This is a genomic window from Stenotrophomonas sp. LGBM10 (assembly GCF_046736075.1).
GTDB lineage: Bacteria > Pseudomonadota > Gammaproteobacteria > Xanthomonadales > Xanthomonadaceae > Stenotrophomonas.
The window spans coordinates 3,003,198-3,027,818 of record NZ_CP177163.1 but is presented as its reverse complement, the minus strand read 5'-3'; the positions used below and the strand labels follow the sequence as shown (position 1 = coordinate 3,027,818).

18 protein-coding genes and 1 riboswitch are annotated in these 24,621 nt (G+C 67.3%); of the genes, 7 read left to right on the top strand and 11 right to left on the bottom strand.

What is annotated here, in order from left to right:
* The first annotated feature begins 99 nt into the window (after positions 1-99).
* The 4 genes from ACLB90_RS12960 (at position 100) to ACLB90_RS12945 (ending at position 11,131) form a co-directional block, all read left to right on the top strand.
* Positions 100-2,520 (top strand): autotransporter outer membrane beta-barrel domain-containing protein, encoded by a 2,421-nt coding sequence (locus ACLB90_RS12960; protein WP_411849888.1) that lies wholly within the window; start codon positions 100-102, stop codon positions 2,518-2,520.
* Positions 2,521-2,828: 308 nt separating this feature from the next.
* The gene (locus tag ACLB90_RS12955) at positions 2,829-5,264 is read left to right on the top strand and encodes an autotransporter outer membrane beta-barrel domain-containing protein (protein ID WP_411849887.1); all 2,436 of its coding nucleotides are present in this window, start codon (positions 2,829-2,831) and stop codon (positions 5,262-5,264) included.
* A 308-nt stretch (positions 5,265-5,572) separates the two neighbouring features.
* On the top strand, positions 5,573-8,383 hold the full coding sequence (locus ACLB90_RS12950) for an autotransporter outer membrane beta-barrel domain-containing protein (protein ID WP_411849886.1): 2,811 nt from the start codon (positions 5,573-5,575) through the stop codon (positions 8,381-8,383).
* A 309-nt stretch (positions 8,384-8,692) separates the two neighbouring features.
* The gene (locus tag ACLB90_RS12945) at positions 8,693-11,131 is read left to right on the top strand and encodes an autotransporter outer membrane beta-barrel domain-containing protein (RefSeq protein WP_411849885.1); all 2,439 of its coding nucleotides are present in this window, start codon (positions 8,693-8,695) and stop codon (positions 11,129-11,131) included.
* A 17-nt stretch (positions 11,132-11,148) separates the two neighbouring features.
* On the opposite strand, the gene thiL is transcribed toward ACLB90_RS12945, so the two are convergent.
* From thiL to ACLB90_RS12920, 5 genes are all read right to left on the bottom strand, one after another.
* Complete coding sequence (gene thiL, locus ACLB90_RS12940; RefSeq protein ID WP_411849884.1) at positions 11,149-12,114, bottom strand: thiamine-phosphate kinase; 966 nt, start codon at positions 12,112-12,114, stop codon at positions 11,149-11,151.
* Positions 12,115-12,118: 4 nt separating this feature from the next.
* Positions 12,119-12,598 carry a transcription antitermination factor NusB gene (gene nusB / locus ACLB90_RS12935; RefSeq protein ID WP_411849883.1) on the bottom strand — a complete coding sequence of 160 codons (480 nt, stop codon included), beginning with the start codon at positions 12,596-12,598 and terminating at the stop codon, positions 12,119-12,121.
* Positions 12,595-13,062, bottom strand: coding sequence for a 6,7-dimethyl-8-ribityllumazine synthase (gene ribH / locus ACLB90_RS12930; RefSeq protein ID WP_411849882.1), 468 nt, complete (start codon positions 13,060-13,062; stop codon positions 12,595-12,597). The genes nusB and ribH overlap by 4 nt, the downstream gene beginning before the upstream one ends.
* A gap of 450 nt (positions 13,063-13,512) precedes the next feature.
* A complete protein-coding gene (gene ribB, locus ACLB90_RS12925; protein WP_411849881.1) occupies positions 13,513-14,610 on the bottom strand; it encodes a 3,4-dihydroxy-2-butanone-4-phosphate synthase in 1,098 nt (365 codons plus the stop codon).
* Positions 14,607-15,203, bottom strand: coding sequence for a riboflavin synthase (locus ACLB90_RS12920; protein WP_411849880.1), 597 nt, complete (start codon positions 15,201-15,203; stop codon positions 14,607-14,609). Before ACLB90_RS12920 ends, ribB begins: the two co-directional genes overlap by 4 nt.
* A 78-nt stretch (positions 15,204-15,281) precedes the next feature.
* Positions 15,282-15,425: riboswitch (FMN riboswitch) on the bottom strand.
* A gap of 161 nt (positions 15,426-15,586) precedes the next feature.
* Here ACLB90_RS12920 and ACLB90_RS12915 point away from each other — a divergent pair.
* Positions 15,587-16,210 carry an autotransporter outer membrane beta-barrel domain-containing protein gene (locus tag ACLB90_RS12915; protein WP_411849879.1) on the top strand — a complete coding sequence of 208 codons (624 nt, stop codon included), beginning with the start codon at positions 15,587-15,589 and terminating at the stop codon, positions 16,208-16,210.
* An 87-nt stretch (positions 16,211-16,297) separates the two neighbouring features.
* Here the strand turns inward: ACLB90_RS12915 and ribD are convergent, their stop codons facing one another.
* The 6 genes from ribD to ACLB90_RS12885 form a co-directional block, all read right to left on the bottom strand.
* On the bottom strand, positions 16,298-17,380 hold the full coding sequence (ribD, locus tag ACLB90_RS12910) for a bifunctional diaminohydroxyphosphoribosylaminopyrimidine deaminase/5-amino-6-(5-phosphoribosylamino)uracil reductase RibD (protein ID WP_411849878.1): 1,083 nt from the start codon (positions 17,378-17,380) through the stop codon (positions 16,298-16,300).
* Positions 17,381-17,452: 72 nt separating this feature from the next.
* Positions 17,453-17,974 carry a transcriptional regulator NrdR gene (gene nrdR / locus ACLB90_RS12905; protein ID WP_017356148.1) on the bottom strand — a complete coding sequence of 174 codons (522 nt, stop codon included), beginning with the start codon at positions 17,972-17,974 and terminating at the stop codon, positions 17,453-17,455.
* 94 nt (positions 17,975-18,068) lie between these two features.
* Positions 18,069-18,503: a hypothetical protein gene (locus tag ACLB90_RS12900; protein ID WP_411849877.1), complete on the bottom strand. Its 435-nt coding sequence runs from the start codon at positions 18,501-18,503 to the stop codon at positions 18,069-18,071.
* Positions 18,504-18,533: 30 nt separating this feature from the next.
* Positions 18,534-18,968 (bottom strand): hypothetical protein, encoded by a 435-nt coding sequence (locus ACLB90_RS12895; protein WP_411849876.1) that lies wholly within the window; start codon positions 18,966-18,968, stop codon positions 18,534-18,536.
* A gap of 145 nt (positions 18,969-19,113) precedes the next feature.
* A complete protein-coding gene (glyA, locus tag ACLB90_RS12890) occupies positions 19,114-20,367 on the bottom strand; it encodes a serine hydroxymethyltransferase (protein WP_411849875.1) in 1,254 nt (417 codons plus the stop codon).
* Between the two features lie 150 nt (positions 20,368-20,517).
* Entirely contained in the window at positions 20,518-20,997 is a 480-nt protein-coding gene (locus tag ACLB90_RS12885) for an RcnB family protein (RefSeq protein ID WP_411849874.1), read from the bottom strand.
* A gap of 235 nt (positions 20,998-21,232) precedes the next feature.
* On the opposite strand from ACLB90_RS12885, the gene ettA reads away from it, so the two are divergent.
* Both ettA and ACLB90_RS12875 read left to right on the top strand, forming a co-directional pair.
* On the top strand, positions 21,233-22,897 hold the full coding sequence (gene ettA, locus ACLB90_RS12880; RefSeq protein WP_411849873.1) for an energy-dependent translational throttle protein EttA: 1,665 nt from the start codon (positions 21,233-21,235) through the stop codon (positions 22,895-22,897).
* A gap of 372 nt (positions 22,898-23,269) precedes the next feature.
* Positions 23,270-24,586 carry an NCS2 family permease gene (locus ACLB90_RS12875; protein WP_411849872.1) on the top strand — a complete coding sequence of 439 codons (1,317 nt, stop codon included), beginning with the start codon at positions 23,270-23,272 and terminating at the stop codon, positions 24,584-24,586.
* Positions 24,587-24,621: the final 35 nt, after the last annotated feature.

Sequence of the window (24,621 nt, the reverse complement as noted above, 5' to 3'; positions counted from 1 at the left end):
CACAGGAGGAATAGGCATCCTGGGGAGCGCGCTGACGGGGGCGCGGCTATCGCTTGTAGTGCTCAGCCAAGTTTTTCCTTCTGACACGAGATCAAGACGATGAACGCGATGACGTCCACTGCCACCGGCCGCCCGTCGGTCCGCCCGCTCGCCTGTGCCGTGCTGCTGGCGCTGGCCTCTCTTCCCGTCGGTGAACTGGAGGCCCGCAACCTCGATGGCGAGGAGGCCGAAGTGGTGGCGGGTGATTTTCCCGAGCACTGGAACCTCCAGAATGGCTCGCGACTGGTGGTCAACGGTGGACGGACCCACGACATTTTTGCCTACAGCGGGTCGAGCATTGAATTGACCGGCGCCACGGTTACCCGGCGGCCCGGCGGAACGTTGACCAACGTGGTGCAGTTGAATGGAACCTCATCGCTACGCGCCAACGGCACCACCTTCAAGCAGGGCGGCATCGGCGTGCTGGATAGTTCGACCCTGCACCTCATCAACAGCAGCATTGGTGACGGGGCCACTCTCGGGGTGTCGCTCTCGCGCGCAACATCAGGCAGTGCCGGACCTCATGCCATCCTCGACTCCACGCGGATCCAGGTTGTGGACGCACCTGGCAAACCCGACTTCAACTCGGGCGTCGGTGTGCGCATGCAAAGCGGCCGGATGGATATCATCAATGGCTCCGAGATCGATGCCGCGAACACCGGTGCCATTCTCTTTGGTGGGTTCGTCGACAACGGCGGGTTTGGCACGTTCACGATGGATGGTTCGACAATCCGCTCCGGCCGCGGCGCGGCGTTGCACGTCCTGTCCTATGGCGCCAACGACACCACGTTCGACATTCTGGTCGCCAACAACTCCCAGCTGATCGGCGGGGACGGGAACCTACTGCTGGTCAGTGCGTTCGAGGGAGAGATCGCCACCGGCAACAGCACGATCGCCTTCACCGTGGACGATTCGCGCCTCGCCGGCGATATCACGTTCGACACCAGCACCGTCAACGGCACCCTCGACGTCCTGCTGCGCAGCAAGGCGCGCATCGACGGCCGCTTCACCAACGTCACCTCCGCCACCGTCGGCACCGACAGTACCTGGATGCTCACCGGGGACAGCGATGTTGGCCGGCTGCAGCTCGACGCCACCGGTACCGTCGCTCTCGGCAATGGCAGCACGTTCAATACGCTCACCGTGGACGAGTTTCTCGGCAATGGCGGCACGCTGGTGTTCAACACCGTGCTCGGCGACGACGGCTCGGCCACCGACAGACTGGTCATCACCGGCGATGCCGAAGGCCAGGCCGGCGTGCGTGTGCGCAATGCCGGCGGTGCCGGTGCGAAGACCGACCTGGGCATCGAGCTGATCAACATCGGCGGCGCCTCCAACGCGCAGTTCGACCTGATCGGCCGCGCCGTCGGCGGGCAATACGAGTATTTCCTGGTCAAGGGTGCCGATGGGAACTGGTACCTGCGCTCGGAGATTCTGCCGCCGCCGGACCCGTGCGATGCCGACCCGAGCCTGCCGGCGTGCCAGCCGACGCTTCCGGTCGAACCGGTTGACCCCGTGGACCCTGTTGATCCGGTTGATCCCATCGACCCGGTGGACCCGGTCCCGGTACTGCGCCCGGAAGCCGGTGCCTACCTGGCCAACCAGTTCGCGCTCACCCAGCTGCTGCGCCACACCTGGCGCGACCGCAACGGCGACCAGGCCGCCGGCAACGACGGCGTGCATGCCTGGGCCACGATCGATTCCACCCACAGCCGCCTGGGCGCGGTCGAAGACCAGCTCGAGCTCAAGGTGGACCGCTCGCGCCTGCAGATCGGTGCGGACATCGGTGTGTTCGATGCCGACCGTGGCCGCGTGGGCGTGATGCTGACCGCCGCACAGTCGCAGGCCACCTCGCACTCGGCCCTCACCGGCTACAGCGCACGCGGCAAGGTGGAAGGCGGCGCGGCCGGCGTATACGGCAGCTGGAGCAATGACGCCCTCTACCTGGATGCGTCGGTGCAGCGCGGCCAGTTCCGCAACCGCGTCGAAGGCGATGGGCTGGACACCGAGCGCTACGATGCCGACCTGTGGCAGTCCTCGCTGGAAGCCGGCTACCAGATCGACATCGGCCGCATCGGCGCGATGGCACTGCGCCTGCAGCCTGAGCTGCAGCTGGTCTACACCGATGCCAGTACCGACCAGCATCGCGAGACCAACGGCACCATCGTGCGGAGCCTGGGCGAAGACGGCCTGTCCGGCCGGCTCGGCGTGCGCATCGAGGGTGAAGCCACGCGCGACAGCGGCGCGGCGGTACGCCCGTACGTGGTGGTGAACTGGTACCGCGACGGTGCCAGCAACGGCATCGCCTTCGATGACGAAGCGCTGCGCGCCAGCACCCCGCGCAACCGCTATGCGCTCAGCGGCGGCGCCAAAGTTGCGTTCGGGTCGGGCTTCTCGGCCTGGGGTGGGCTGGGCCTGATGCGCGGCGACAGCGGCTACCGCGAAGCCACGGCGCAGCTGGGCATGTCGTACGACTGGTAAGTCACTGCTGGCACTACCGACAAGGACGCCGGGCATTGCCCGGCGTCCTTTGTTCTGGCGACCTGAATGCCGGATGGACACCCCCGATAGGCGCGACTTATCTGCAAGTTGTTGCATGGGTTGCAAGACCTGTCACCGCGACACTGCGCGTCCTCGCTGGACACCCTGTGTCGCATGCGGCCCGGTCGGTTTCACAGCGCCATCATCTCCACAGGAGGAATAGGCATCCTGGGGAGCGCGCTGACGGGGGCGCGGCTATCGCTTGAAGTGCTCAGCCATGCTTTTCCTTCTGACACGAGATCAAGACGATGAACGCGATGACGTCCACTGCCGCCGGCCGCCCGTCGGTCCGCCCGCTTGCCTGTGCCGTGCTTCTGGCGCTGGCCTCCCTTCCCGCAGGTGAACTGGATGCCCGTCAGCTCAATGGCGAGGAGGCCGAGGTGGTGGACGGTGATGTGCCTGAGGCGTGGGGTCTCATCAATGCATCACGGCTGACGGTGCGGGGTGGTGAGACCGGCACCATCAGTGCCGGAAGCACCTCACAGGTGATTCTGGAGGGCGCTACGGTGCGTCGTAGTGGTCTCCAGAATGCGGTGACGCTGTACGACGGGAGTACGCTCGAGGCCAATGCGACGACATTCAAAGGAGGCTCGATCTATGTCGGCCGCGATTCCTCGGCCCGGCTGACCAACAGCACCATTCTGGTGACACGGGCAGATGGCATGGACGCAAACGAGCGCTTGAGCGTTGGCGCCCAGATGGTCAGGAGCCCCGCAAGCGGAATCCCCGTAAACGCCCGGCTGGTGCTGGATGCGACCCGGATTCTCGTCGAGGACACCGATGAAGCGAATGACACCTTCAGTGGTCTCGGCGTGCGGATGTCGCACGGCCACATCGACATCGTCAACGGATCGTACATCGACGCCGCCAATGTGGCTGCGCAGCTGTTTGCAGAAGGCATGAACGATGTACCCATCCGCCTGCGCGTGGACAACGCCACCCTGCGCTCCGGCCGGGGCGCTGCCATCCAGGTGGCGGCACATTCACCGGCGGAATATGACATCGTGGTGGCCAACGGCGCAAAGCTGTTTGCCGGCGATGGGCATCTGCTGCTGGTCAACACTTTCTCCGGATTTCCCAATTCGCAGGCCACGGTCAACTTCACTGTCGACAACGCGTCCCTGCAGGGCGACGTCAGGTTCGATGACCGTGTCGCCAAAGGCACCCTCGACGTCCTGCTGCGCAACAAGGCGCGCATCGACGGCCGCTTCATCAACGTCACTTCCGCCACGGTTGGCACCGACAGCACCTGGATGCTCACCGGCGACAGCGATGTTGGCCGGCTGCAGCTCGACGCCACCGGCACCGTCGCTCTCGGCAATGGCAGCACGTTCAATACGCTCACCGTGGACGAGTTTCTCGGCAATGGCGGCACGCTGGTGTTCAACACCGTGCTGGGCGACGACGGCTCGGCCACCGACAGACTGGTCATCACCGGCGACGCCGAAGGCCAGGCTGGCGTGCGTGTGCGCAATGCCGGCGGTGCCGGTGCGAAGACCGACCTGGGCATCGAGTTGATCAACATCGGCGGCGCCTCCAACGCGCAGTTCGATCTGATCGGGCGCGCCGTCGGTGGGCAATACGAGTACTTCCTGGTCAAGGGCGCCGATGGGAACTGGTACCTGCGCTCGGAGATCCTGCCGCCGCCGGACCCGTGCGATGCCGACCCGAGCCTGCCGGCGTGCCAGCCGACGCTGCCGGTCGAACCGGTTGATCCCGTGGACCCTGTTGATCCGGTTGATCCCATCGACCCGGTGGACCCGGTCCCGGTACTGCGCCCGGAAACCGGTGCCTACCTGGCCAATCAGTTCGCGCTCACCCAGCTGCTGCGCCACACCTGGCGCGACCGCAATGGCGACCAGGCCGCCGGCAACGACGGCGTGCATGCCTGGGCCACGATCGATTCCACCCACAGCCGCCTGGGCGCGGTCGAAGACCAGCTCGAGCTCAAGGTGGACCGCTCGCGCCTGCAGATCGGTGCGGACATCGGTGTGTTCGACGCCGACCGTGGCCGCGTGGGCGTGATGCTGACCGCCGCGCAGTCGCAGGCCACCTCGCGCTCGGCCCTCACTGGCTACAGCGCACGCGGCAAGGTGGAAGGCGGCGCGGCCGGCGTATACGGCAGCTGGAGCAATGACGCCCTCTACCTGGATGCGTCGGTGCAGCGCGGCCAGTTCCGCAACCGCGTCGAAGGCGATGGCCTGGATGCCGAGCGCTATGACGCCGACCTGTGGCAGTCCTCGCTGGAAGCCGGCTATCGCATGGACATCGGCCGCATCGGCGCGATGGCACTGCGCCTGCAGCCGGAGCTGCAGCTGATCTACACCGACGCGTCCACCGACCAGCATCGCGAGACCAACGGCACCATCGTGCGCAGCCTGGGCGAAGACGGTTTGTCCGGCCGGCTCGGCGTGCGCATCGAGGGCGAGTCCAAGGGCGACAACGGCGCGGCGGTACGCCCGTACATGGCGGTGAACTGGTACCGCGACGGTGCCAGCAACGGCATCGCCTTCGATGACGAAGCGCTGCGCGCCAGCACCCCGCGCAACCGCTATGCGCTCAGCGGCGGCGCCAACGTTGCGTTCGGGTCGGGCTTCTCGGCCTGGGGTGGGCTGGGGCTGATGCGCGGCGACAGCGGCTACCGCGAAGCCACGGCGCAGCTGGGCATGTCGTACGACTGGTAAGTCACTGCTGGCACTACCGACAAGGACGCCGGGCATTGCCCGGCGTCCTTTGTTCTGGCGACCTGAATGCCGGATGGACACCCCCGATAGGCGCGACTTATCTGCAAGTTGTTGCATGGGTTGCAAGACCTGTCACCGCGACACTGCGCGTCCTCGCTGGACACCCTGTGTCGCATGCGGCCCGGTCGGTTTCACAGCGCCATCATCTCCACAGGAGGAATAGGCATCCTGGGGAGCGCGCTGACGGGGGCGCGGCTATCGCTTGAAGTGCTCAGCCATGCTTTTCCTTCTGACACGAGATCAAGACGATGAACGCGATGACGTCCACTGCCGCCGGCCGCCCGTCGGTCCGCCCGCTTGCCTGTGCCGTGGTCCCTGCGGATGCAGACGTGCGCTCACTCCTGGGGTCACACCTGCCTCACGCCCACCCGCGGCTGCGTCCGCTTGCGCTGGAGTTACTGCCCATTCTTCTGGCCATCTCTCTGTCGCCAACGGCGGCATTGGCCGGCACGGTTGCACCAGGCACCTCACATACGGTCTACGAAGGCGACGCTACTGAGATCTGGAGCGTGCACGCTGGGGCTACCCTTACCTTGGCGCCCGGAGCCACCAGTAGACATGTGGTCGCACGAGGCGCAACGCTGAACGCCGAGGGCGCCAGCATCACCGGCTCCGTGCAGCTCAGCGAAGCCTCCAGGGCCGTGCTGGCAAACAGCAGCATCATCGCAACCGAAGGGAATGAGCCGAGTGCAGGCTTCATTCTGTCCGGCAGCAGCCTCTCCATGCACCAGATGACGATTGAGTCGGACTACATTGGCTTTCGCCAGGACGGTCTTGATACGCATGTGGACGTGGCCGACAGCAAGATCACAGTGGCAACCCGCGCTTTCTCGAACCAGGGTGGCACCTTGGAACTGCGAAACGTAGACGTGATCGCCAACGGTGCGGGAGGCAATGTGCAAGGCATTCTGCAGATTGGCGGCCACGTGTCCGCCGAAGATCTGCGCGTGACATCCTCTGACATAGGCATTGAAGTCCGCGCTGGTGAGGCCCAGCTGCGTCGTACCACGATCAACAGCGAGGGGGTCGGGCTTTATATAGGGTTCGGGCCCGGCAGTGGTGCCGGCGGCATCGTCCGGCTGTCCGACAGCGCCATTACCTCGGGGAACCTAGCAGCCTGGGTGGGCGCTGGCACAACGCTGGAGATCTCCAACTCGATCCTTGTTGGCGGCACATCCTCCAACAGCAGTGCCCTTCAGATCAACAACGCGACCGCAACGGTGCGGGGATCGATGCTGTCCGGCGCTGGCAAAGGGATCGCAGTGTTCGCATACTCGGCCGACAGCAACCTGAAACTGGACGGTTCGGCAGTCGGTGCTGGGACAGGGCCGGGCCTCGATGCAGGCACCAACGCAGGACACACGGCATTCATCGATCTGAGCCGCGGCTCGCGCGTCACGGGTGCGGTTGCGCTGAATGCTTTTGGTGGTGGCACTGTTGCACTGACGGCCTCCGAGTCTCATCTGATCGGGGACCTGGTTGCCCACGAGCGGACAAATGTATCAGTGCTGCTTGAGAACAACAGTGTCTTGGTCGGAGCAGCCAACAACATCGATGATTTCCAGCTCACCAATGCCCGCTGGCGAATGACCGGCGACAGCAGGGTTGGTCATTTCGCGATGCGCGGCGCGACCATCCTCGAGCTTGGTGACGGCAGCACGTTCAATACGCTCACCGTGGATGAGTTCCTCGGCAATGGCGGCACGCTGGTGTTCAACACCGTGCTCGGCGATGACAGCTCGGCCACCGACAGACTGGTCATCACCGGCGATGCCGAAGGCCAGGCCGGCGTGCGTGTGCGCAACGCCGGCGGTGCCGGTGCGAAGACCGACCTGGGCATCGAGCTGATCAACATCGGCGGTGAATCCAACGCGCAGTTCGACCTGATCGGGCGCGCCGTCGGCGGGCAATACGAGTATTTCCTGGTCAAGGGTGCCGACGGAAACTGGTACCTGCGCTCGGAGATCCTGCCGCCGCCGGACCCGTGCGATGCCGATCCGAGCCTGCCGGCGTGCCAGCCGACGCTGCCGGTCGAACCGGTTGATCCCGTGGACCCTGTGGATCCCATCGACCCGATCGACCCGGTAGACCCTGTTGACCCGGTAGACCCTGTTGACCCGGTGGACCCCGTCGATCCGGTGCCGGTGCTGCGCCCGGAAGCCGGCGCCTACCTGGCCAATCAGTTCGCCCTCACCCAGCTGCTGCGCCACACCTGGCGCGACCGCAACGGCGACCACGCCGCCGGCAACGACGGGGTGCATGCCTGGGCCACGATCGATTCCACCCACAGCCGCCTGGGCGCGGTGGAAGACCAGCTCGATCTCAAGGTCGACCGCTCGCGCCTGCAGATCGGTGCGGACATCGGTGTGTTCGATGCCGACCGTGGCCGCGTGGGCGTGATGCTCACCGCCGCGCAGTCCCAGGCCACCTCGCGCTCGGGCCTGACCGGTTACAGCGCACGCGGCAAGGTCGAAGGCGGCGCGGCCGGCGTGTATGGCAGCTGGAGCAATGATGCGCTGTACGTGGACGCCTCGGTGCAGCGCGGCCAGTTCCGCAACCGTGTCGAAGGCGACGGCCTGGACACCGAGCGCTACGATGCCGACCTGTGGCAGTCCTCGCTGGAAGCCGGCTATCGCATGGACATCGGCCGCATCGGCGCGATGGCACTGCGCCTGCAGCCTGAGCTGCAGCTGGTCTACACCGACGCGTCCACCGACCAGCATCGCGAGACCAACGGCACCATCGTGCGCAGCCTGGGCGAAGACGGCCTGTCCGGCCGGCTGGGCGTGCGCATCGAAGGTGAAGCCACGCGCGACAGTGGCGCGGCCGTGCGTCCGTACATGGCAGTGAACTGGTACCGCGACGGTGCCAGCAACGGCATCGCCTTCGATGACGAAGCGCTGCGCGCGAGCACCCCGCGCAACCGCTATGCGCTCAGCGGCGGCGCCAAAGTTGCGTTCGGGTCGGGCTTCTCGGCCTGGGGTGGGCTGGGCCTGATGCGCGGCGACAGCGGCTACCGCGAAGCCACGGCGCAGCTGGGCATGTCGTACGACTGGTAAGGCGTGCCGCCTGCAGTACAGACAGGAACGCCGGGCACTGCCCGGCGTTCCTGCGTTGGCCATCTGAACGCGCGATGGCCGCGCACCATAGACGCGGTGCTTCTGCAATTTCTTGCATGGGTTGCACGACCTGGCACCGCGACACTGCGCGTCTTCGCTGGACACCCTGTGTCGCATGCGGCCCCGTCAACTTCACAGTGCCCTTATCTCCACAGGAGGAATCGGCATCCTGGTGAGCGCGCCGACGGGGGCGCGGCTATCGCTTGACGTGCTCAGCCACGCTTTTCCTTCTGACACGAGATCAAGACGATGAACGCGATGACGTCCACTGCCGGCGGATGCCCGTCGGTCCGCCCGCTTGCCTGTGCCGTGCTGCTGGCGCTGGCCTCCCTTCCGGCTGGCGAACTGGATGCCCGTCAGCTCAATGGCGAGGAGGCCGAGGTGGTGGCCGGTGATGCGCCCGAAGAGTGGGATCTCCAGAATGGCTCGCGACTGGTGGTCGTCGGTGGCCAGACCTACACCATCTCTGCGTCCGGCGGATCGAACGTCGAACTGACCGGCGCAACGGTTGGGCGACCCGCGTCCAACCCAGGCAATTACGCAATAGCGCTGTATGGCACTTCTTCATTGCGTGCCACCAACGCGTCGATCCTGGGCCAGGTCCAGTTGACGGGAGATACGACGGCACACCTGATCGGCAGCAACATCGTCGTCTCCGGTATCGTTGGCGGCAACTCGGCAAGTACCGGCATCGACCTCACGGGTGCTCCAGGCGCAACGGTCCGGCAGGCTCATGCCATCCTGGATTCCACCCGGGTAACGGTCGCCGACAACCCCACTGCACCGGACGCCAACTCCGGCATCGGCGTGCGCATGAGCAGCGGCCGCGTGGACATCATCAATGGCTCGTATATCGATGCCGCAAACGTCGGCGCCTACTTCCTGGGCCATCTGCAATCCACCGACACGATCAGGCTGCGGGTGAACGCCTCCACCCTTCGGGCCGGCCGTGGCGCAGCACTGCAGATTGCACCGTTTGGTGCCGTCAACAACACCTATGACATTCTGATCGCCAACAACGCCGAGCTGCTCAGCGGCGATGGCAACCTGCTGCTGGTCAGTTCTCTCGATGGGAGCATCGCTACCGGCACAAGCACGATCGACTTCACCGTGGATGATGCGCGTCTCGCCGGCGATATCACCTTCGATACCAGCACCGTCAACGGCACCCTCGACGTCCTGCTGCGCAACAAGGCGCGCATCGACGGCCGCTTCACCAACGTCACCTCCGCCACCGTCGGCACCGACAGCACCTGGATGCTCACCGGCGACAGCACTGTGGGCCGGCTGCAGCTCGACGCCACCGGTACGGTCGCGCTCGGCAATGGCAGCACGTTCAATACGCTCACCGTGGATGAGTTCTTCGGCAATGGCGGCACGCTGGTGTTCAACACCGTGCTGGGCGACGACGGCTCGGCCACCGACAGACTGGTCATCACCGGCGATGCCGAAGGCCAGGCCGGCGTGCGTGTGCGCAATGCCGGCGGTGCCGGTGCGAAGACCGACCTGGGCATCGAGCTGATCAACATCGGCGGTGAATCCAACGCGCAGTTCGACCTGATCGGCCGCGCCGTCGGCGGGCAATATGAGTATTTCCTGGTCAAGGGTGCCGACGGAAACTGGTACCTGCGCTCGGAGATCCTGCCGCCGCCGGACCCGTGCGATGCCGATCCGAGCCTGCCGGCGTGCCAGCCGACGCTGCCGGTCGAACCGGTTGATCCCGTGGACCCTGTTGATCCGGTTGATCCCATCGACCCGGTGGACCCGGTGCCGGTGCTGCGCCCGGAAGCCGGCGCCTACCTGGCCAACCAGTTCGCGCTTACCCAACTGCTGCGCCACACCTGGCGCGACCGCAATGGCGACCAGGCCGCCGGCAACGACGGCGTGCATGCGTGGGCCACGGTCGACGCCACCCACAGCCGCCTGGGCGCGGTGGAAGACCAGCTCGAGCTCAAGGTGGACCGCTCGCGCCTGCAGATCGGTGCGGACATCGGTGTGTTCGATGCCGACCGTGGCCGCGTGGGTGTAATGCTTACCGCCGCGCAGTCGCAGGCGACCTCGCGCTCGGACCTGACCGGGTACAGCGCACGCGGCAAGGTCGAAGGCGGCGCGGCCGGCGTGTACGGCAGCTGGAGCAATGACGCCCTGTACGTGGACGCATCGGTGCAGCGCGGCCAGTTCCGCAACCGTGTCGAAGGCGACGGCCTGGACACCGAGCGCTATGACGCCGACCTGTGGCAGTCCTCGCTGGAAGCCGGCTATCGCATGGACATCGGCCAGATCGGCGCGATGGCACTGCGCCTGCAGCCGGAACTGCAGCTGGTCTACACCGACGCGTCCACCGACCAGCATCGCGAGACCAACGGCACCATCGTGCGCAGCCTGGGCGAAGACGGCCTGTCCGGCCGGCTGGGCGTGCGCATCGAGGGTGAAGCCACGCGCGACAGTGGCGCGGCCGTGCGTCCGTACATGGCGGTGAACTGGTACCGCGACGGTGCCAGCAACGGCATCGCCTTCGATGACGAAGCGCTGCGCGCCAGCACCCCGCGCAACCGCTATGCGCTCAGCGGCGGCGCCAACGTTGCGTTCGGGTCGGGCTTCTCGGCCTGGGGTGGGCTGGGGCTGATGCGCGGCGACAGCGGCTACCGCGAAGCCACGGCGCAGCTGGGCATGTCGTACGACTGGTAAGTCGTGCGGTCTGCCGCTCAGCGGAAGTGCTGGTAGCCGCCCGCATCCGCATCGTCTCCGTCGCAGGCAACGCCCTGCCCGTCGGTGATGGTGCCGATGCGGGTCAGCCGCAGCTGCAGCTGCAGCGCCAGCGCCGCCAGTGCATCGCGCTGCGCAGGGGGCGCGGTGAAGCACAGCTCGTAATCGTCACCGCCGCGCAGCGCGCACTGGCGTGCTTCCGCGTCCGCGAAAAGATGGCGCAGGGCATCGGACAACGGCAGGACCGTGGCATCGAGCTGCGCGCCGACACCGCTGCGTGCGCAGATATGGCCCAGATCGGCGATCAGACCGTCGGACACATCCACGGCGGCATGCGCCAGCCCGACCAGCGCGCGGCCCAGGGCCACGCGCGGGGTGGGCCGTGCCAGGCGCAGGCGCAGGGCTTCCCATCGGGGGTCGGCATGGGGCTGGCGGACGTCGAGCGTACCGGCCTGCCACGCGCGCAGGGCGCCGGCCGCATCGCCGGGCGTACCGCTGACCCAGATGTCGTCGCCGGCCTTGGCCGCATCGCGGCGCAGTGCGGTACCGGCCGGCACCTGGCCCATCGCGGTCACCGACAGTGACAGGGGGCCACGGGTGGTGTCGCCCCCGATCAGCACGATGTCGTGTTCATCGGCCAGCGCGAAAAAGCCGTCCGCGAACGCATCGATCCAGTCCGGGGTCGCCTCGGGCAGCGACAGCGCCAAGGTGCACCAGGCCGGTCGCGCGCCCATCGATGCCAGGTCGGAAAGGTTCACCGCCAGGGTTTTCCAGCCGATGTCGCCGGCCGGCGTCTCGGCGGGGAAATGCACGCCGCTGTTGAGGGTGTCGGCGGTCACCACCAGCTGCTCGCCGGCCCGCGGCTGCAGCAGCGCGGCGTCGTCGCCGATGCCCAGCACCACGTCCGCGCGCTCGCGGGTGCGGACGCGGATACGGTTGATCAGGGCGAATTCGGCGAGCGACACGGGGTCAGCCCCCGTTTTCGACCTTGCGCCATTCGACGGCGGCGCGGTCAAGCACGCCATTGACGTAGGTATGCCCGTGTTCGGAGCCGAACCGCTTGGCCGATTCGATGGCCTCGTTGATCACCACGCGATACGGCACATCCAGGCGGTAGCGCATTTCGTAGGCGGCCACGCGCAGGGCGGCGCGCTCGATGGCGTCCACTTCTTCGATGCCACGGTCCAGGTACGGGTCCAGCGCCTCGTCCAGGTCCTTGCGGTGGTCGAGCACGCCGTGCACGAGGGCCTCGAAGTACGCCAGGTCGGCGATTTCACGGGCCTGCTCATGAGCGAACTGGGCAACCACCGACTGCGCGTTGCCGCCGGAGATCTGCCAGGCATAGATCGCCTGCAGGGCACGACGGCGCGCGCGCGAGCGCAGCACGGGGTCGATGCCATCGCGACGCACGGGCTTTCCGGAGGGCTTGCCCGGGTTTGACTTGTTCACGGCAACTGCTCCAGAAGATTGACCATTTCCAACGCCGACAGTGCGGCTTCCTCACCTTTGTTGCCGTGGCTGCCGCCAGTGCGGGCCTCGGCATCTTCGACCCGTTCAACCGCCAGCACGCCATTGAGCACCGGCACGCCGAAATCCAGCTGCACGCGCATCAGGCCGTCGGCGCAGCCATCGGCCACGTGTTCGTAGTGGCGGGTGTCGCCCCGGACCACGCAGCCCAGGGCGATGATGGCGGCATGTTCATGCGCGGCGGCCAGGCGAGCGGCCACCAGCGGCAGTTCCCACGCGCCCGGCACACGGATCACGTCGATCGCCGCTTCCTCGATGCCGTTGCCGGCCAGGCTCTTGCGCGCACCGGCCACCAGCACATCGGTGATGCGGGCGTTCCAGCGGCTGGCGAGAATGGCGAAACGGGCCTTTTCCGGAGTCCGGAGGTCGCCTTCGTAGTGGCTCATGATCGGCGTGGGGTCCATTTGATGAATGAATATTCTAACAGGCCACGTAGAGCCGGGCTCTGCCCGGCTGATGTGACCGTGAAGCCGGGCAGAGCCCGGCTCACGTGACTGTCTGGGATGGCGCGAAAAGCAGCCGGGCAGAGCCCGGCTCTACGGGGCCGTCAGCCGCGCGTCAACGGGGCCGTCAGCCGCGCGTCAGCAGGGCCGTCAACCGCCGCGTCAACGGGGCCGTCAGCCGCGCATCAGCAGGGCCGTCAGCCGCGCGTCAGCGGGGCCGTCAGCCGCGCGTCAGCGGGCCGTCAGCCGCGCGTCAGCGGGGCCGTCAACCGCGCGTCAGCGTGGCCGTCAGCCGCGCGTCAGCGGGGCCGTCAGCCACGCGTCAGCGGGGCCATCAGCCGCCGCGTCAGCGGGGCCGTCAACCGCGCGTCAGCGTGGGCGTCAGCGGGGCCGTCAGGGGGCGACGGTCTCGACGACTTCCAGGCCGTAACCGGCCAGGCCTATCTGGCGGCGCGGGGTGCCGAGCACGCGCAGCTTGCCCAGGCCGAGGTCGGACAGGATCTGCGCGCCGGCACCGTTGCGGCGCCACTGGCTCACATCCTTGTCCTTGCCCGGGGTCACCGGGGCCGGCTGCTGGCGCAACCGGGCCAGCAGGCTGTTGGTGTCGCGCGGGGCCGACAGCACCACCATCACACCGCGACCGGCGGCCGCAATGGCTCGCAGGGCGTCGGTGGAGGCCACGCCGAAATCGTCGCGGCGCCAGTGCAGCAGGTCGGCCAGGGGGTTTTCCACCTGTACCCGGACCAGGGTGGGCTCGGCATCGACCGGGCCGCGGACCAGGGCGAAATGCAGGTCGTGGGCGATGCGGTCGCGGTAGGTGACCAGGGTGAACGGCCCGAACTCGGTGTCGATCGGGCGTTCGTCCATGCGCTCGACCGTCTTCTCGGTGGCCAGACGGTAGGCGATCAGGTCGGCGATGGAGCCCATCTTCAGGCCGTGCTCGCGGGCGAACACCTCCAGCTCCGGACGGCGCGCCATGCTGCCGTCGGGGTTGAGGATTTCCACCAGCACGCCGGCCGGCTCCAACCCGGCCAGCATGGCCAGATCCACGCCGGCCTCGGTATGGCCAGCGCGGGTCAGCACGCCGCCCGGCTGGGCGATCAGCGGGAAGATGTGGCCCGGCTGGTGCAGGTCGGCCGGCTTGGCATCGGGTTTCACCGCGGTACGGATGGTGTGCGCGCGGTCGTAGGCCGAGATGCCGGTGGTGACACCTTCGGCGGCCTCGATGCTCACCGTGAAGTTGGTCTGGAACTGCGCGGTATTGGCCTGCACCATCGGCGCCAGACCGAGATCGGCGGCGCGCTCGCGGGTCAGCGGCAGGCACACCAGACCACGGCCGTGGGTGACCATGAAGTTGATGTCCGAGGGCTTGACCAGCTCGGCGGCCATGATCAGGTCGCCTTCGTTCTCGCGGTCCTCGTCATCGACGATGACGACCATGCGGCCCAGGCGGATGTCCTCGAGGATCTCGGGGATGGGGGCGAAGTTCATGCGCGGGCTCCGATCAGCTTTTCCACATAACGGGCGACCAGGTCGATTTCCAGATTGACCGCGCTGCCCACGCCGGTGGCGGCGAAGGCGGTATGGGCGACGGTATGCGGGATCAGCGCGACCTCGAAGCCGGTGTCGTCCACGTCGTTGACGGTCAGGCTGACCCCGTCCACGCAGATCGACCCCTTCCTGGCGATGTAGCGCAGCAGCGCGGCCGGCGCGGCAAAGCGCCAGCGCTGGGCGCGCGCATCGTCGTGGATGGACAGCACCTGGCCCAGGCCATCGACATGGCCGCTGACCAGGTGGCCGCCAAGGCGGTCGGTCGGGCGCATCGCGCGTTCAAGGTTGATCACCGCGCCATCGGCGAGCTGGCCGAGCGTGGTCAGGCCGAGCGTTTCGGTGGATGCGTCGGCCTGGAAGGTGGTGGCGTCGAACGCGATCACGGTCAGGCACACGCCGTTGATGGCGATGCTCTCACCGAGCTGCACGGCGTCGAACGGCAGGCTGCCGACGTTGAAGGTGAAGCGGACGTCGCCGCCGAGGGTCTCGCGTGCGGCCACATGGCCGACGCCTTCGATGATTCCAGTAAACAAGTAACGTTCTCCGCGAAAAGTGAGCGAAAAACGCCGCAAGGCAAACAGGCGGGCGCAGGGCCGGTAAAGGCCCTGTAGCACCGTCTTCTTTCATCCGGACTATACCGTCGGCTCCGGCATCCGACCGGATCTGCTGACCTTCCAGCGGACTGGAAGCGCTCGCGGGCTCGTGCTTGCGCACCTACCGCCGGTGGGGAATCGCACCCCGCCCTGAAGACGTTTGTGTACCGGCGAACCGGCCCGCGCATTGTAGCAGCGAAGGCTGAGCGCTCGCTTTCTGTAAAAAACTTGTTAATATCCGCGCCGCGCGACACGACGTCGCTCCTGCCGCTGCCAAGAAGGCGCCGGCTGAAACGGATATCACCACCCGTGAGGACCCATCCATGCGCAAGACCCTGATTCTGGCCGCCCTGCTGGCTGCCACCCCGTTCGCCGCCACGGCTGCGGACGGCCTGAGCTACACCTACGCCGAAGCTGGCTGGACCCAGATCCAGGTCAACGACGATTACCTGAACGATCCGAAGGTGGACGGCGGCTATATCCGCGGCTCGTTCGCGATCGCCGAGCAGGTGCATGTCTTCGGCGCGTGGTCCACGGTCTCCAAGAAGTACAACTACGCCGACGGCAGCCTGAAGCTGGAACTGAACCAGCCGGAACTGGGTATCGGTTACCACATGCCGATGAGCGACCGCGTCGACTTCACCGCCGACATCGCCTGGGTGCGCCAGAACGTGGAAGCCAAGTCGACCTACGACGGCTTCGGCACCGTGCGCGAGAAGGACCACACCAATGGCGGCCGCGCCAGCATGGGCGTGCGTGGCAAGCCCTCGCCGCGCACCGAAGCCTGGCTGAAGGCCGGCTACCTGGACGGCAGCGACATGGATGGCACCTGGATCGGCACCCTCGGCGGCCAGGTCAACTTCACCAAGGCCTGGGGCCTGGTCGGTGAAGTGCAGGCCTATGAAGACGTCACCCAGTACTCGGTGGGCGTGCGCGCAAGTTTCTGATCGGGCGGCGGCATCCGTGCCGCGCCATGATCGAACGGGTCCCGAAAGGGGCCCGTTTTTTTTGGCTGGCGCGCGCGTGCGCGCCCCTCACTGCCGCAGCAGCAGGCGCAGGTCGTTGCCGAGCAGGCGCTGGTCGATCACGCGCAGGCGGCGCTGCTGGTCCATCGCATGGATGCCCAGCCCGGACAGCAGCGGCAGGCCGTGTTCGCCGAGCAGGATCGGCGCCTGGTAAAGCAGCAGTTCGTCGGCCAGGCCGGCCTGCATCAGTGCGCCGGAGAGGGTGGCGCCGGCTTCGGTATGCACCTCGTTGATGCCGCGATCGGCGAGCAGCCCCAGGACCGCCGCGAGGTCGAGGCGGCCGTCGCGGCTGGGCACGCTGGCGAATGCGGCATCGGCGGCGTCGGGCGGGCTCACCGCAGCGTCGTGCAGATACAGCGTGGGTGCCCCGCCCTCGCGTACGCGCGCGCATTCCAGCGACCGCAGGCGAGCGTCCAGCACCACGCGCAGCGGCGGCACCACGTCGGTGTCGGCCAGCCGCACGGTGAGCATCGGGTCGTCGGCCAGCACCGTGCCGGCGCCGGTCAGGATCGCACCGGCGCGCGCGCGCCAGTGCTGTACGTCCTCGCGCGCGGCGGCACCGGTGATCCACTTGGAGCTGCCGTCGGCCATTGCCGTACGCCCGTCCAGGCTGGCGGCCAGCTTGACCCGCAGCCACGGGCGACCGCGCTCGATGCGCGACAGGAAACCGTGGTTGAGTTCGCGTGCCTGCGTGGCCATCAGCCCTTCGGCGACCTCGATGCCAGCCGCGCGCAGCAGATCGAACCCACCGCCGTCGACCTTCGGGAACGGATCGCGCATCGCCGCCACCACACGGCCAACACCCGCCTCGATCAGCGCCAGTGCGCACGGCGGCGTGCGGCCGTAGTGGGCGCAGGGCTCCAGGGTGACGTACGCGGTGGCCCCGCGTGCACGCTCACCTGCCTGGCGCAGCGCGAACACTTCCGCGTGCGGGCCGCCGGTGCGCTGATGCCAGCCCTCGCCCACCACGTCGGCACCCTGCGCGATCACGCAGCCCACCATCGGGTTCGGCCGCGCCGTATAGGCGGCACGCTCGGCCAGGCGCAGGGCGTGCGCCATGTGCAGGTGGTCCAGCGCGGAGAAGTCGGTCATGGCAACGGTCATCGGTAGGCAGGCAAGCAGCCGCGATGGTAGCCCAGCCAGGGCGATGGCGAAGCGCGGGGCTCAGCCCTTCTTCTTTTTGCCCAGCGCGATCACATCGCCCAGCAGTTGCAGTTGCTCGGTGCTGGAGGGCAGCTCGCGTTCGAGCTTTTCGATCTCCTCGCGGAAATCGGCCACGTCCTCGAAGCTGCGGTACACCGAGGCGAAGCGTACGTAGGCCACGTGGTCGAGCTTGCGCAGTTCGTTCATGACGAACTCGCCGACCTTGATCGACGGAATTTCGCGCTCGCCGCAGGTACGCGCCTGCTGCATCACCGCGCGCACCGCCAGTTCGATCTTGTCTTCCGGCACCGGGCGCTTCTGCAGCGCGCGGTCGAAGCCGCTGCGCAGCTTGCGGGCATCGAACGCCTCGCGGCTGCCATCGCTCTTGATGATCGCCGGCAGCTTCAGTTCGATGGTTTCCAGCGTGCTGAAGCGCTCGTTGCAGGCCTCGCATTCGCGACGACGCCGGATCGTCGCGCCGTCTTCAGAGACGCGCGAATCGATCACACGGGTGTCGGCATGCTGGCAGAACGGACAGTACATGGAACGCCTAGCTGGAGAAAAACGTCATGCCACGGTCATGGCAGCGTCGCAACGGTACCTGAGAAGACCCGGGGCAGCAAATACGCAGTGCGCGTCAGACCTGGCCCTGCGACCTGCGCAACCATGCCAGGTGCGCGCTGGGCACCAGCAGCAGCGGGCCAAACACCAGATACCCCAGCACCTGCCAGCGTCCCACCACCCCGGCGTAGAGCACGACGAGCAGCAGGCTACCCGCCGCGAGTGCCCCCACCACCAGACCGGCCCACGGGAGGGCGCCGGCCCAGCGCAGCCCGTCGCGGCCGCGCCGGAGGTACAGGGCGCTCAGCCACACCCAGGCCAGCAGGCCGAGCAGCCCGGCGCCGCCCCAGAGCAGCAGCAGCCCGCCTTCCTTGCCTGCGAGCAGGAGGTGGCGATGGACATCGGCATGGCGCAGGCCCTGTACGGCCACGAGCCCGCAGGCCACCACGGTGGGTATCCCCAGGAGCACACACTGGAGCGCGTACAGCCGCTGGTGGAGGCTAGCGCGCACCGGCACTGCGTTCGCCCCGTCGTGTCGACCTCATGCGCGCGGTGCGCCCGCCCAGCGCATCCATGCCAGCTGTGCGCTCGGAATCAGCAGGGGCGGACCGGCGATCAGATAACCAAGCGGCTCCCAGCCGCTCTGCAGCACCAGGCGCGTGACAAGCACCAGCACGATCAGCGCGCCGATGACGCCGCAGGCGATGCCGACCCAGCCCAGCGGGCTGCTGCGGCGCAGGCCCTCGCGGCCGTGCCGCAGGTACACGCCGCTCAGCCACAGCCAGCCCAGCAGACCAACGATGCCCGACAGGCCCAAGGCCAGCAGCGTCAGGCTTTCAGTGGTGCCCATGTAGCTGTTGCGGGAGAAATAGACGATGACCGCCAGCACCGACAAGGTGCCGCCGACGGCCAGCGTCGGCAGGCCCAACAGCAGGGCCAGCACCGCATAGATGCGGCGTTGTGCGATGTCATTCATGCGGAGCCAGCATCCTTGCGGGGTGAGTGCGTGGGCGCACTGGCGCCCCCCGGACAGCACCAACGCGACGCCCCCGGCCACGCCGGGGACGCCGGACACGAGGGCCAGGAACGCGCAGCGTCGCTGCGCGCGGCCCTCGCCCATCTCACCCGTAGACCGGGTACTTGCGGCACTGCGCGCTGACCGCCTCGCGCACGCGGGCGATCACCGCCTCGTCGGCCGGGGCGTCGAGCACGTCGGCGATCCAGTTGGCCAGATCCACGCAGTCCTGCTCGCCGTAACCACGGGTGGTGACGGCCGGGGTGCCCAGGCGCAGGCCCGAGGTGACGAACGGCGAACGCGGGTCGTTGGGCACCGAGTTCTTGTTGACGGTGATGTGGGCCTTGCCCAGCGCGGCTTCCGCGTCCTTGCCGGACACGTCCTTGCCGATCATGTCCACCAGCATCAGGTGGTTCTGGGTGCCACCGGAAACGATCTTGTAGCCGCGCGCGATGAGCGTGGTGGCCATCGCCTGGGCGTTCTTGACCACCTGCTGCTGATAGGTCTTGAAGCCCGGTTCCAGCGCTTCCTTGAACGCCACGGCCTTGCCGGCGATCACGTGCATCAGCGGACCGCCCTGGATGCCCGGGAACACGATGGACTGCAGCTTCTTGACCAGGTCCTCGTCGGCACCCTTGGCGATGATGATGCCGCCGCGCGGGCCGCGCAGGGTCTTGTGGGTGGTCGAGGTGACCACGTGCGCGTGCGGCAGCGGGCTCGGGTACACACCGGCGGCGACCAGGCCGGCGACGTGGGCCATGTCCACGAACAGGTAGGCACCGATCTTGTCGGCGATCGCGCGGAAGCGCGCCCAGTCCACGACCTGCGAATAGGCCGAGAAGCCGGCCACGACCATCTTCGGCTTGTGCTCCAGGGCCAGGCGCTCGACTTCGTCGTAATCAATCAGGCCCTGCTCGTCCACACCGTACTGCACGGCGTTGAACAGCTTGCCCGAGGCATTGACCTTGGCACCGTGGGTCAGGTGTCCACCGTGGGCCAGCGACATGCCCAGGATGGTGTCGCCCGGCTGCAGCAGCGCGAAGTACACCGCCTGGTTGGCCTGCGAACCGCTGTGCGGCTGCACGTTGGCGTAGTCGGCATCGAACAGCTGCTTGAGGCGGTCGATGGCCAGCTGCTCGGCGATGTCCACGTACTCGCAGCCACCGTAGTAGCGCTTGCCCGGATAGCCTTCGGCGTACTTGTTGGTCAGCTGGCTGCCCTGGGCCTCCATCACGGCCGGGCTGGTGTAGTTCTCGCTGGCGATCAGCTCGACGTGGTCTTCCTGGCGCTGGGTTTCGGCGGCGATGGCCTTGGCCAGTTCGGGATCGTAGGTTTCGATGCGGACGTCACGCGGGAACATCGGTTACTCCAGGCAGGCAGAGGGGGTACAGCGCGAGCTCTGGATTGTAGTCCCCGCGACGCGGGGTGACCAATCGGGTCGACCGGCACCCCGGAACGACGAACGGCACCCGCGAGGGCGCCGTCCGGGGTGGCGGGGCCGGGCCTGGCCTTACCGGTTGTTGATCACGTAGTCGGCGATGATCCCGGTGGCGATGGCCACCAGCAGCAGGTTGCCGCGGTCGTCGCGGATCCAGTGGTGGTCGCGGGGCGGGCGACGCACCGAGTAGCGGTTGTAGTCGTTGACCACGTAGACCGGACCGCCGTAGTACTCGCGGTAGCGGTGCCCACGCGCCCAGCCATAGGAGCCGTAGCCGGGTGCCGGGCGGTACACCACGCGCGGCGGGGGCGCCGGACGGTAGTAGCCGCGGTTGTCGTAGTAGCGGCGGTCGTGACGGGCTTCGCGGCGGTCATCGCGCCACTCGCGGCGGTCATGACGGTCGTGGCGGCGGTCGTGGCGATCATCACGGTCATAACGGTCATGGCGGTCATGGCCACGGCCGCGATGGTCGTTGTCGGCGAAGGCCGGCGCCACCGCGCCCAGGGCCAGCAGCGAGGCCACGGCCCCGACCACAATTCGATTCATGCGCATGACTGGCCTCGCTTGTGAGTGGATGATTACATCATGCTGACCCGGTCTGAACGGTTTCCGGCTGGAAACGGTTTCCAATTCAAGGGCTTTGACGGCCCATTCAGGCGGCGGCAAGCCCCGCCCCCGGGGCCGACCGGCGGTTGTCACCGCTTCCCGCTATAATCAGGGGTATTCCTTTTACATCTGTTCCTGTTCCCCAACGGAACGGGCGCAGGGTTGCGCCTTCGGAGACCACATGTCCTCGCAATACATCTACACCATGAACCGCGTCAGCAAGGTGGTCCCGCCCAAGCGGCAGATCATCAAGGACATCTCGCTGTCGTTCTTCCCGGGTGCCAAGATCGGCCTGCTGGGCCTGAACGGCGCCGGCAAGTCCACGGTGCTGAAGATCATGGCCGGCGTGGATACCGACTTCGAGGGCGAAGCCCGCCCGCAGGCCGGCATCAAGGTCGGCTACCTGGCCCAGGAGCCGGAACTGGACCCCACCAAGACCGTGCGCGAAGCGGTCGAGGAAGGCGTGGGCGAAGTCCTGCAGGCCCAGGCCGCGCTGGACGCGGTGTACCTGGCGTATGCCGAGGAAGGCGCCGACTTCGACAAGCTGGCCAAGGAACAGGAGCGCCTGGAGGCGATCCTCGCCGCCGGCGACTCGCACACCCTGGAAAACCAGCTGGACGTGGCGGCCGACGCACTGCGCCTGCCGCCGTGGGACGCCATCGTGGGCAAGCTGTCCGGTGGTGAAAAGCGCCGCGTGGCCCTGTGCCGCCTGCTGCTGCAGAAGCCGGACATGCTGCTGCTCGACGAACCGACCAACCACCTGGACGCCGAGTCCGTGGAATGGCTGGAACAGTTCCTGGCGCGCTACACCGGCACCGTGGTGGCCGTGACCCATGACCGCTACTTCCTGGACAACGCCGCCGAGTGGATCCTGGAACTGGACCGCGGCCGCGGCATTCCGTGGAAGGGCAACTACACCGACTGGCTGATGCAGAAGGACGAGCGCCTGAAGCAGGAAGACAACCAGGAGAAGTCCCGCCAGAAGGCCATCCAGAAGGAACTGGAGTGGTCGCGCCAGAACGCCAAGGGCGGCCGCACCAAGGGCAAGGCCCGTCTGGCCCGCCTGGAAGAGCTGCAGTCGGTGGACTACCAGAAGCGCAACGAAACCAATGAAATCTTCATCCCGCCGGGCGAGCGCCTCGGCGCCTCGGTGATGGAATTCAAGAACGTCTCCAAGAAGTTCGGCGACCGCCTGCTGTTCGACGACCTGAGCTTCCTGGTGCCGGGTGGCGCGATCGTGGGCATCATCGGCCCCAACGGTGCCGGTAAGTCGACCCTGTTCAAGATGATCACCGGGCAGGAAAAGCCGGATTCGGGCGAGATCACCGTCGGCCCGACCGTCAAGCTGTCCTACGTGGACCAGAGCCGCGACGCGCTGGAAGGCAACCACAACGTCTTCCAGGAAATCGCCGGCGGTCTGGACATCCTCAACATCAACGGCATCGAGATCCAGTCGCGCGCCTACATCGGCCGCTTCAACTTCAAGGGCCAGGATCAGCAGAAGCTGGTCGGTTCGCTGTCCGGTGGTGAGCGTGGCCGCCTGCACATGGCCAAGACCCTGCTGCAGGGTGGCAATGTGCTGCTGCTCGACGAACCGTCCAACGATCTGGACATCGAAACCCTGCGTGCGCTGGAAGATGCGCTGCTGGAGTTCCCGGGCAACACCTTCGTCATTTCGCATGACCGCTGGTTCCTGGATCGCATCGCGACCCACATCCTGGCGTTCGAAGGCGATTCGCACGTGGAGTTCTTCCAGGGCAACTACCGCGAGTACGAAGAAGACAAGCGCCGCCGCATGGGCGACGACGCCGCCCCGAAGCGCCTGCGCTTCAAGGCGCTGAAGTAAGAAAAAGAACGGCCGCGCTCTGCGCGGCCGTTCTGCATTTGGGTCAACGGCGGCGATTCGATTGCCACGTGCCGGGAGGCAGGCGGGCAGCCCCCTCCCCCAACGATTGCGCGAGACGGACGGAAAGCCGGGCATGGCCCGGCGCAATCGCGCTTCCGATGGCCGCCTGATTACTGTGGGAGGGGCGGCGGGTGCGGGGGTACGGGACCGTAGAAAACAGGGATGTTTTCTACGAGCCCCCAGGGATGGGTTCACGGCGTGTCCCGTACCCCCGCATCCGCCGGCCCTCAGCCCGCACTGCTGCAGACGAAGGCTTCCGGCTTTGGCTTTTGGCACCACGCCGGAATGCGTCATTTTCCACGGACAACCGACATGAACCTGTTTGAACGCCTGTTCCAGCTCCAGCAGCACGGCACCTCCGTGCGGACCGAACTGCTGGCCGGGCTGACCACCTTCCTGACGATGTCCTACATCGTCTTCGTCAACCCGGACATCCTGGCCACCACCGGCATGGACCCGGGCGCGGTGTTCGTCGCCACCTGCCTGGCCGCCGCGCTGGGCTCGCTGGTGATGGCCTTCGCCGCCAATTTCCCGGTCGGCATGGCCCCGGGCATGGGCCTGAACGCCTTCTTCGCCTTCACCGTGGTCGGTGCGGCGGGGCTGCCGTGGCAGCAGGCGCTGGCCGCCGTCTTCATTTCCGGACTGGTGTTCCTGGTGCTGTCGCTCACCGGCGTGCGCGCCTGGCTGGTGGCCGGCATCCCCGCCTCGCTGCGCGCGGCGATCGTCGCCGGCATCGGCCTGTTCCTGGCCATCATCGCCCTGCAGAAATCCGGCGTGATCATCGCCAACACCGACACCCTGGTCGCGCTTGGCCCGCTCAACACCGCACCGCCGCTGCTTGCGCTGGCCGGCTTCCTGCTGATCGCCATCCTTGAAGCGCGCCGCGTGCGGGGCGCGATCCTGATCGGCATCCTCGCCGTCACCGGCGCGGCCTGGCTGCTGGGCGACGTGCAGTTCCACGGCGTGGTCTCGCTGCCGCCGAGCCTGGCCCCCACCTTCCTGCAGCTGGACCTGCCGGGCCTGCTGCACCACGACGGCGGCGCGCCGATCGCCGTCCTGCTGCAGGTGGTGCTGGTGTTCGTGCTGGTGGAAGTGTTCGATGCCACCGGCACGCTGTACGGCGTGGTGGGACGCGCCGGGCTGCTCAAACTGCCGGGCGCGCAGAAGCGTTTCGGGCGCGCCCTGCTCGCCGACAGCACCGCCATCGTTGCCGGCTCGCTGCTGGGCACCAGCAGCACCACCGCCTTCGCCGAAAGCGCGTCCGGCGTGCAGGCGGGTGGCCGCACCGGCCTCACCGCGCTGGTGGTGGCGGCCCTGTTCCTGGCCGCACTGCTGTTCTCGCCGCTGGCGGCAATGGTGCCCGGCTATGCCACCGCCCCTGCCCTGCTGTTCGTCGCCGGCCTGATGCTGCGCGAACTGGTCGATGTGGAATGGAGCGACCTGACCGAATCCGTCCCGGCGGCACTGTGCGCATTGGCGATGCCGTTCACCTACTCCATCGCCAATGGCCTGGCATTCGGCTTCATCGCGTATGCGGTGCTCAAGGCAGGCACCGGCCGCTGGCGCGATGTGCATCCGGCGGTGTGGCTGGTGGCCGGCCTGTTCGTGCTGCGCTACGCCCTGGAATAAGGCGGTTCACCCCTCGGCAACGCGGCTCTGGGATG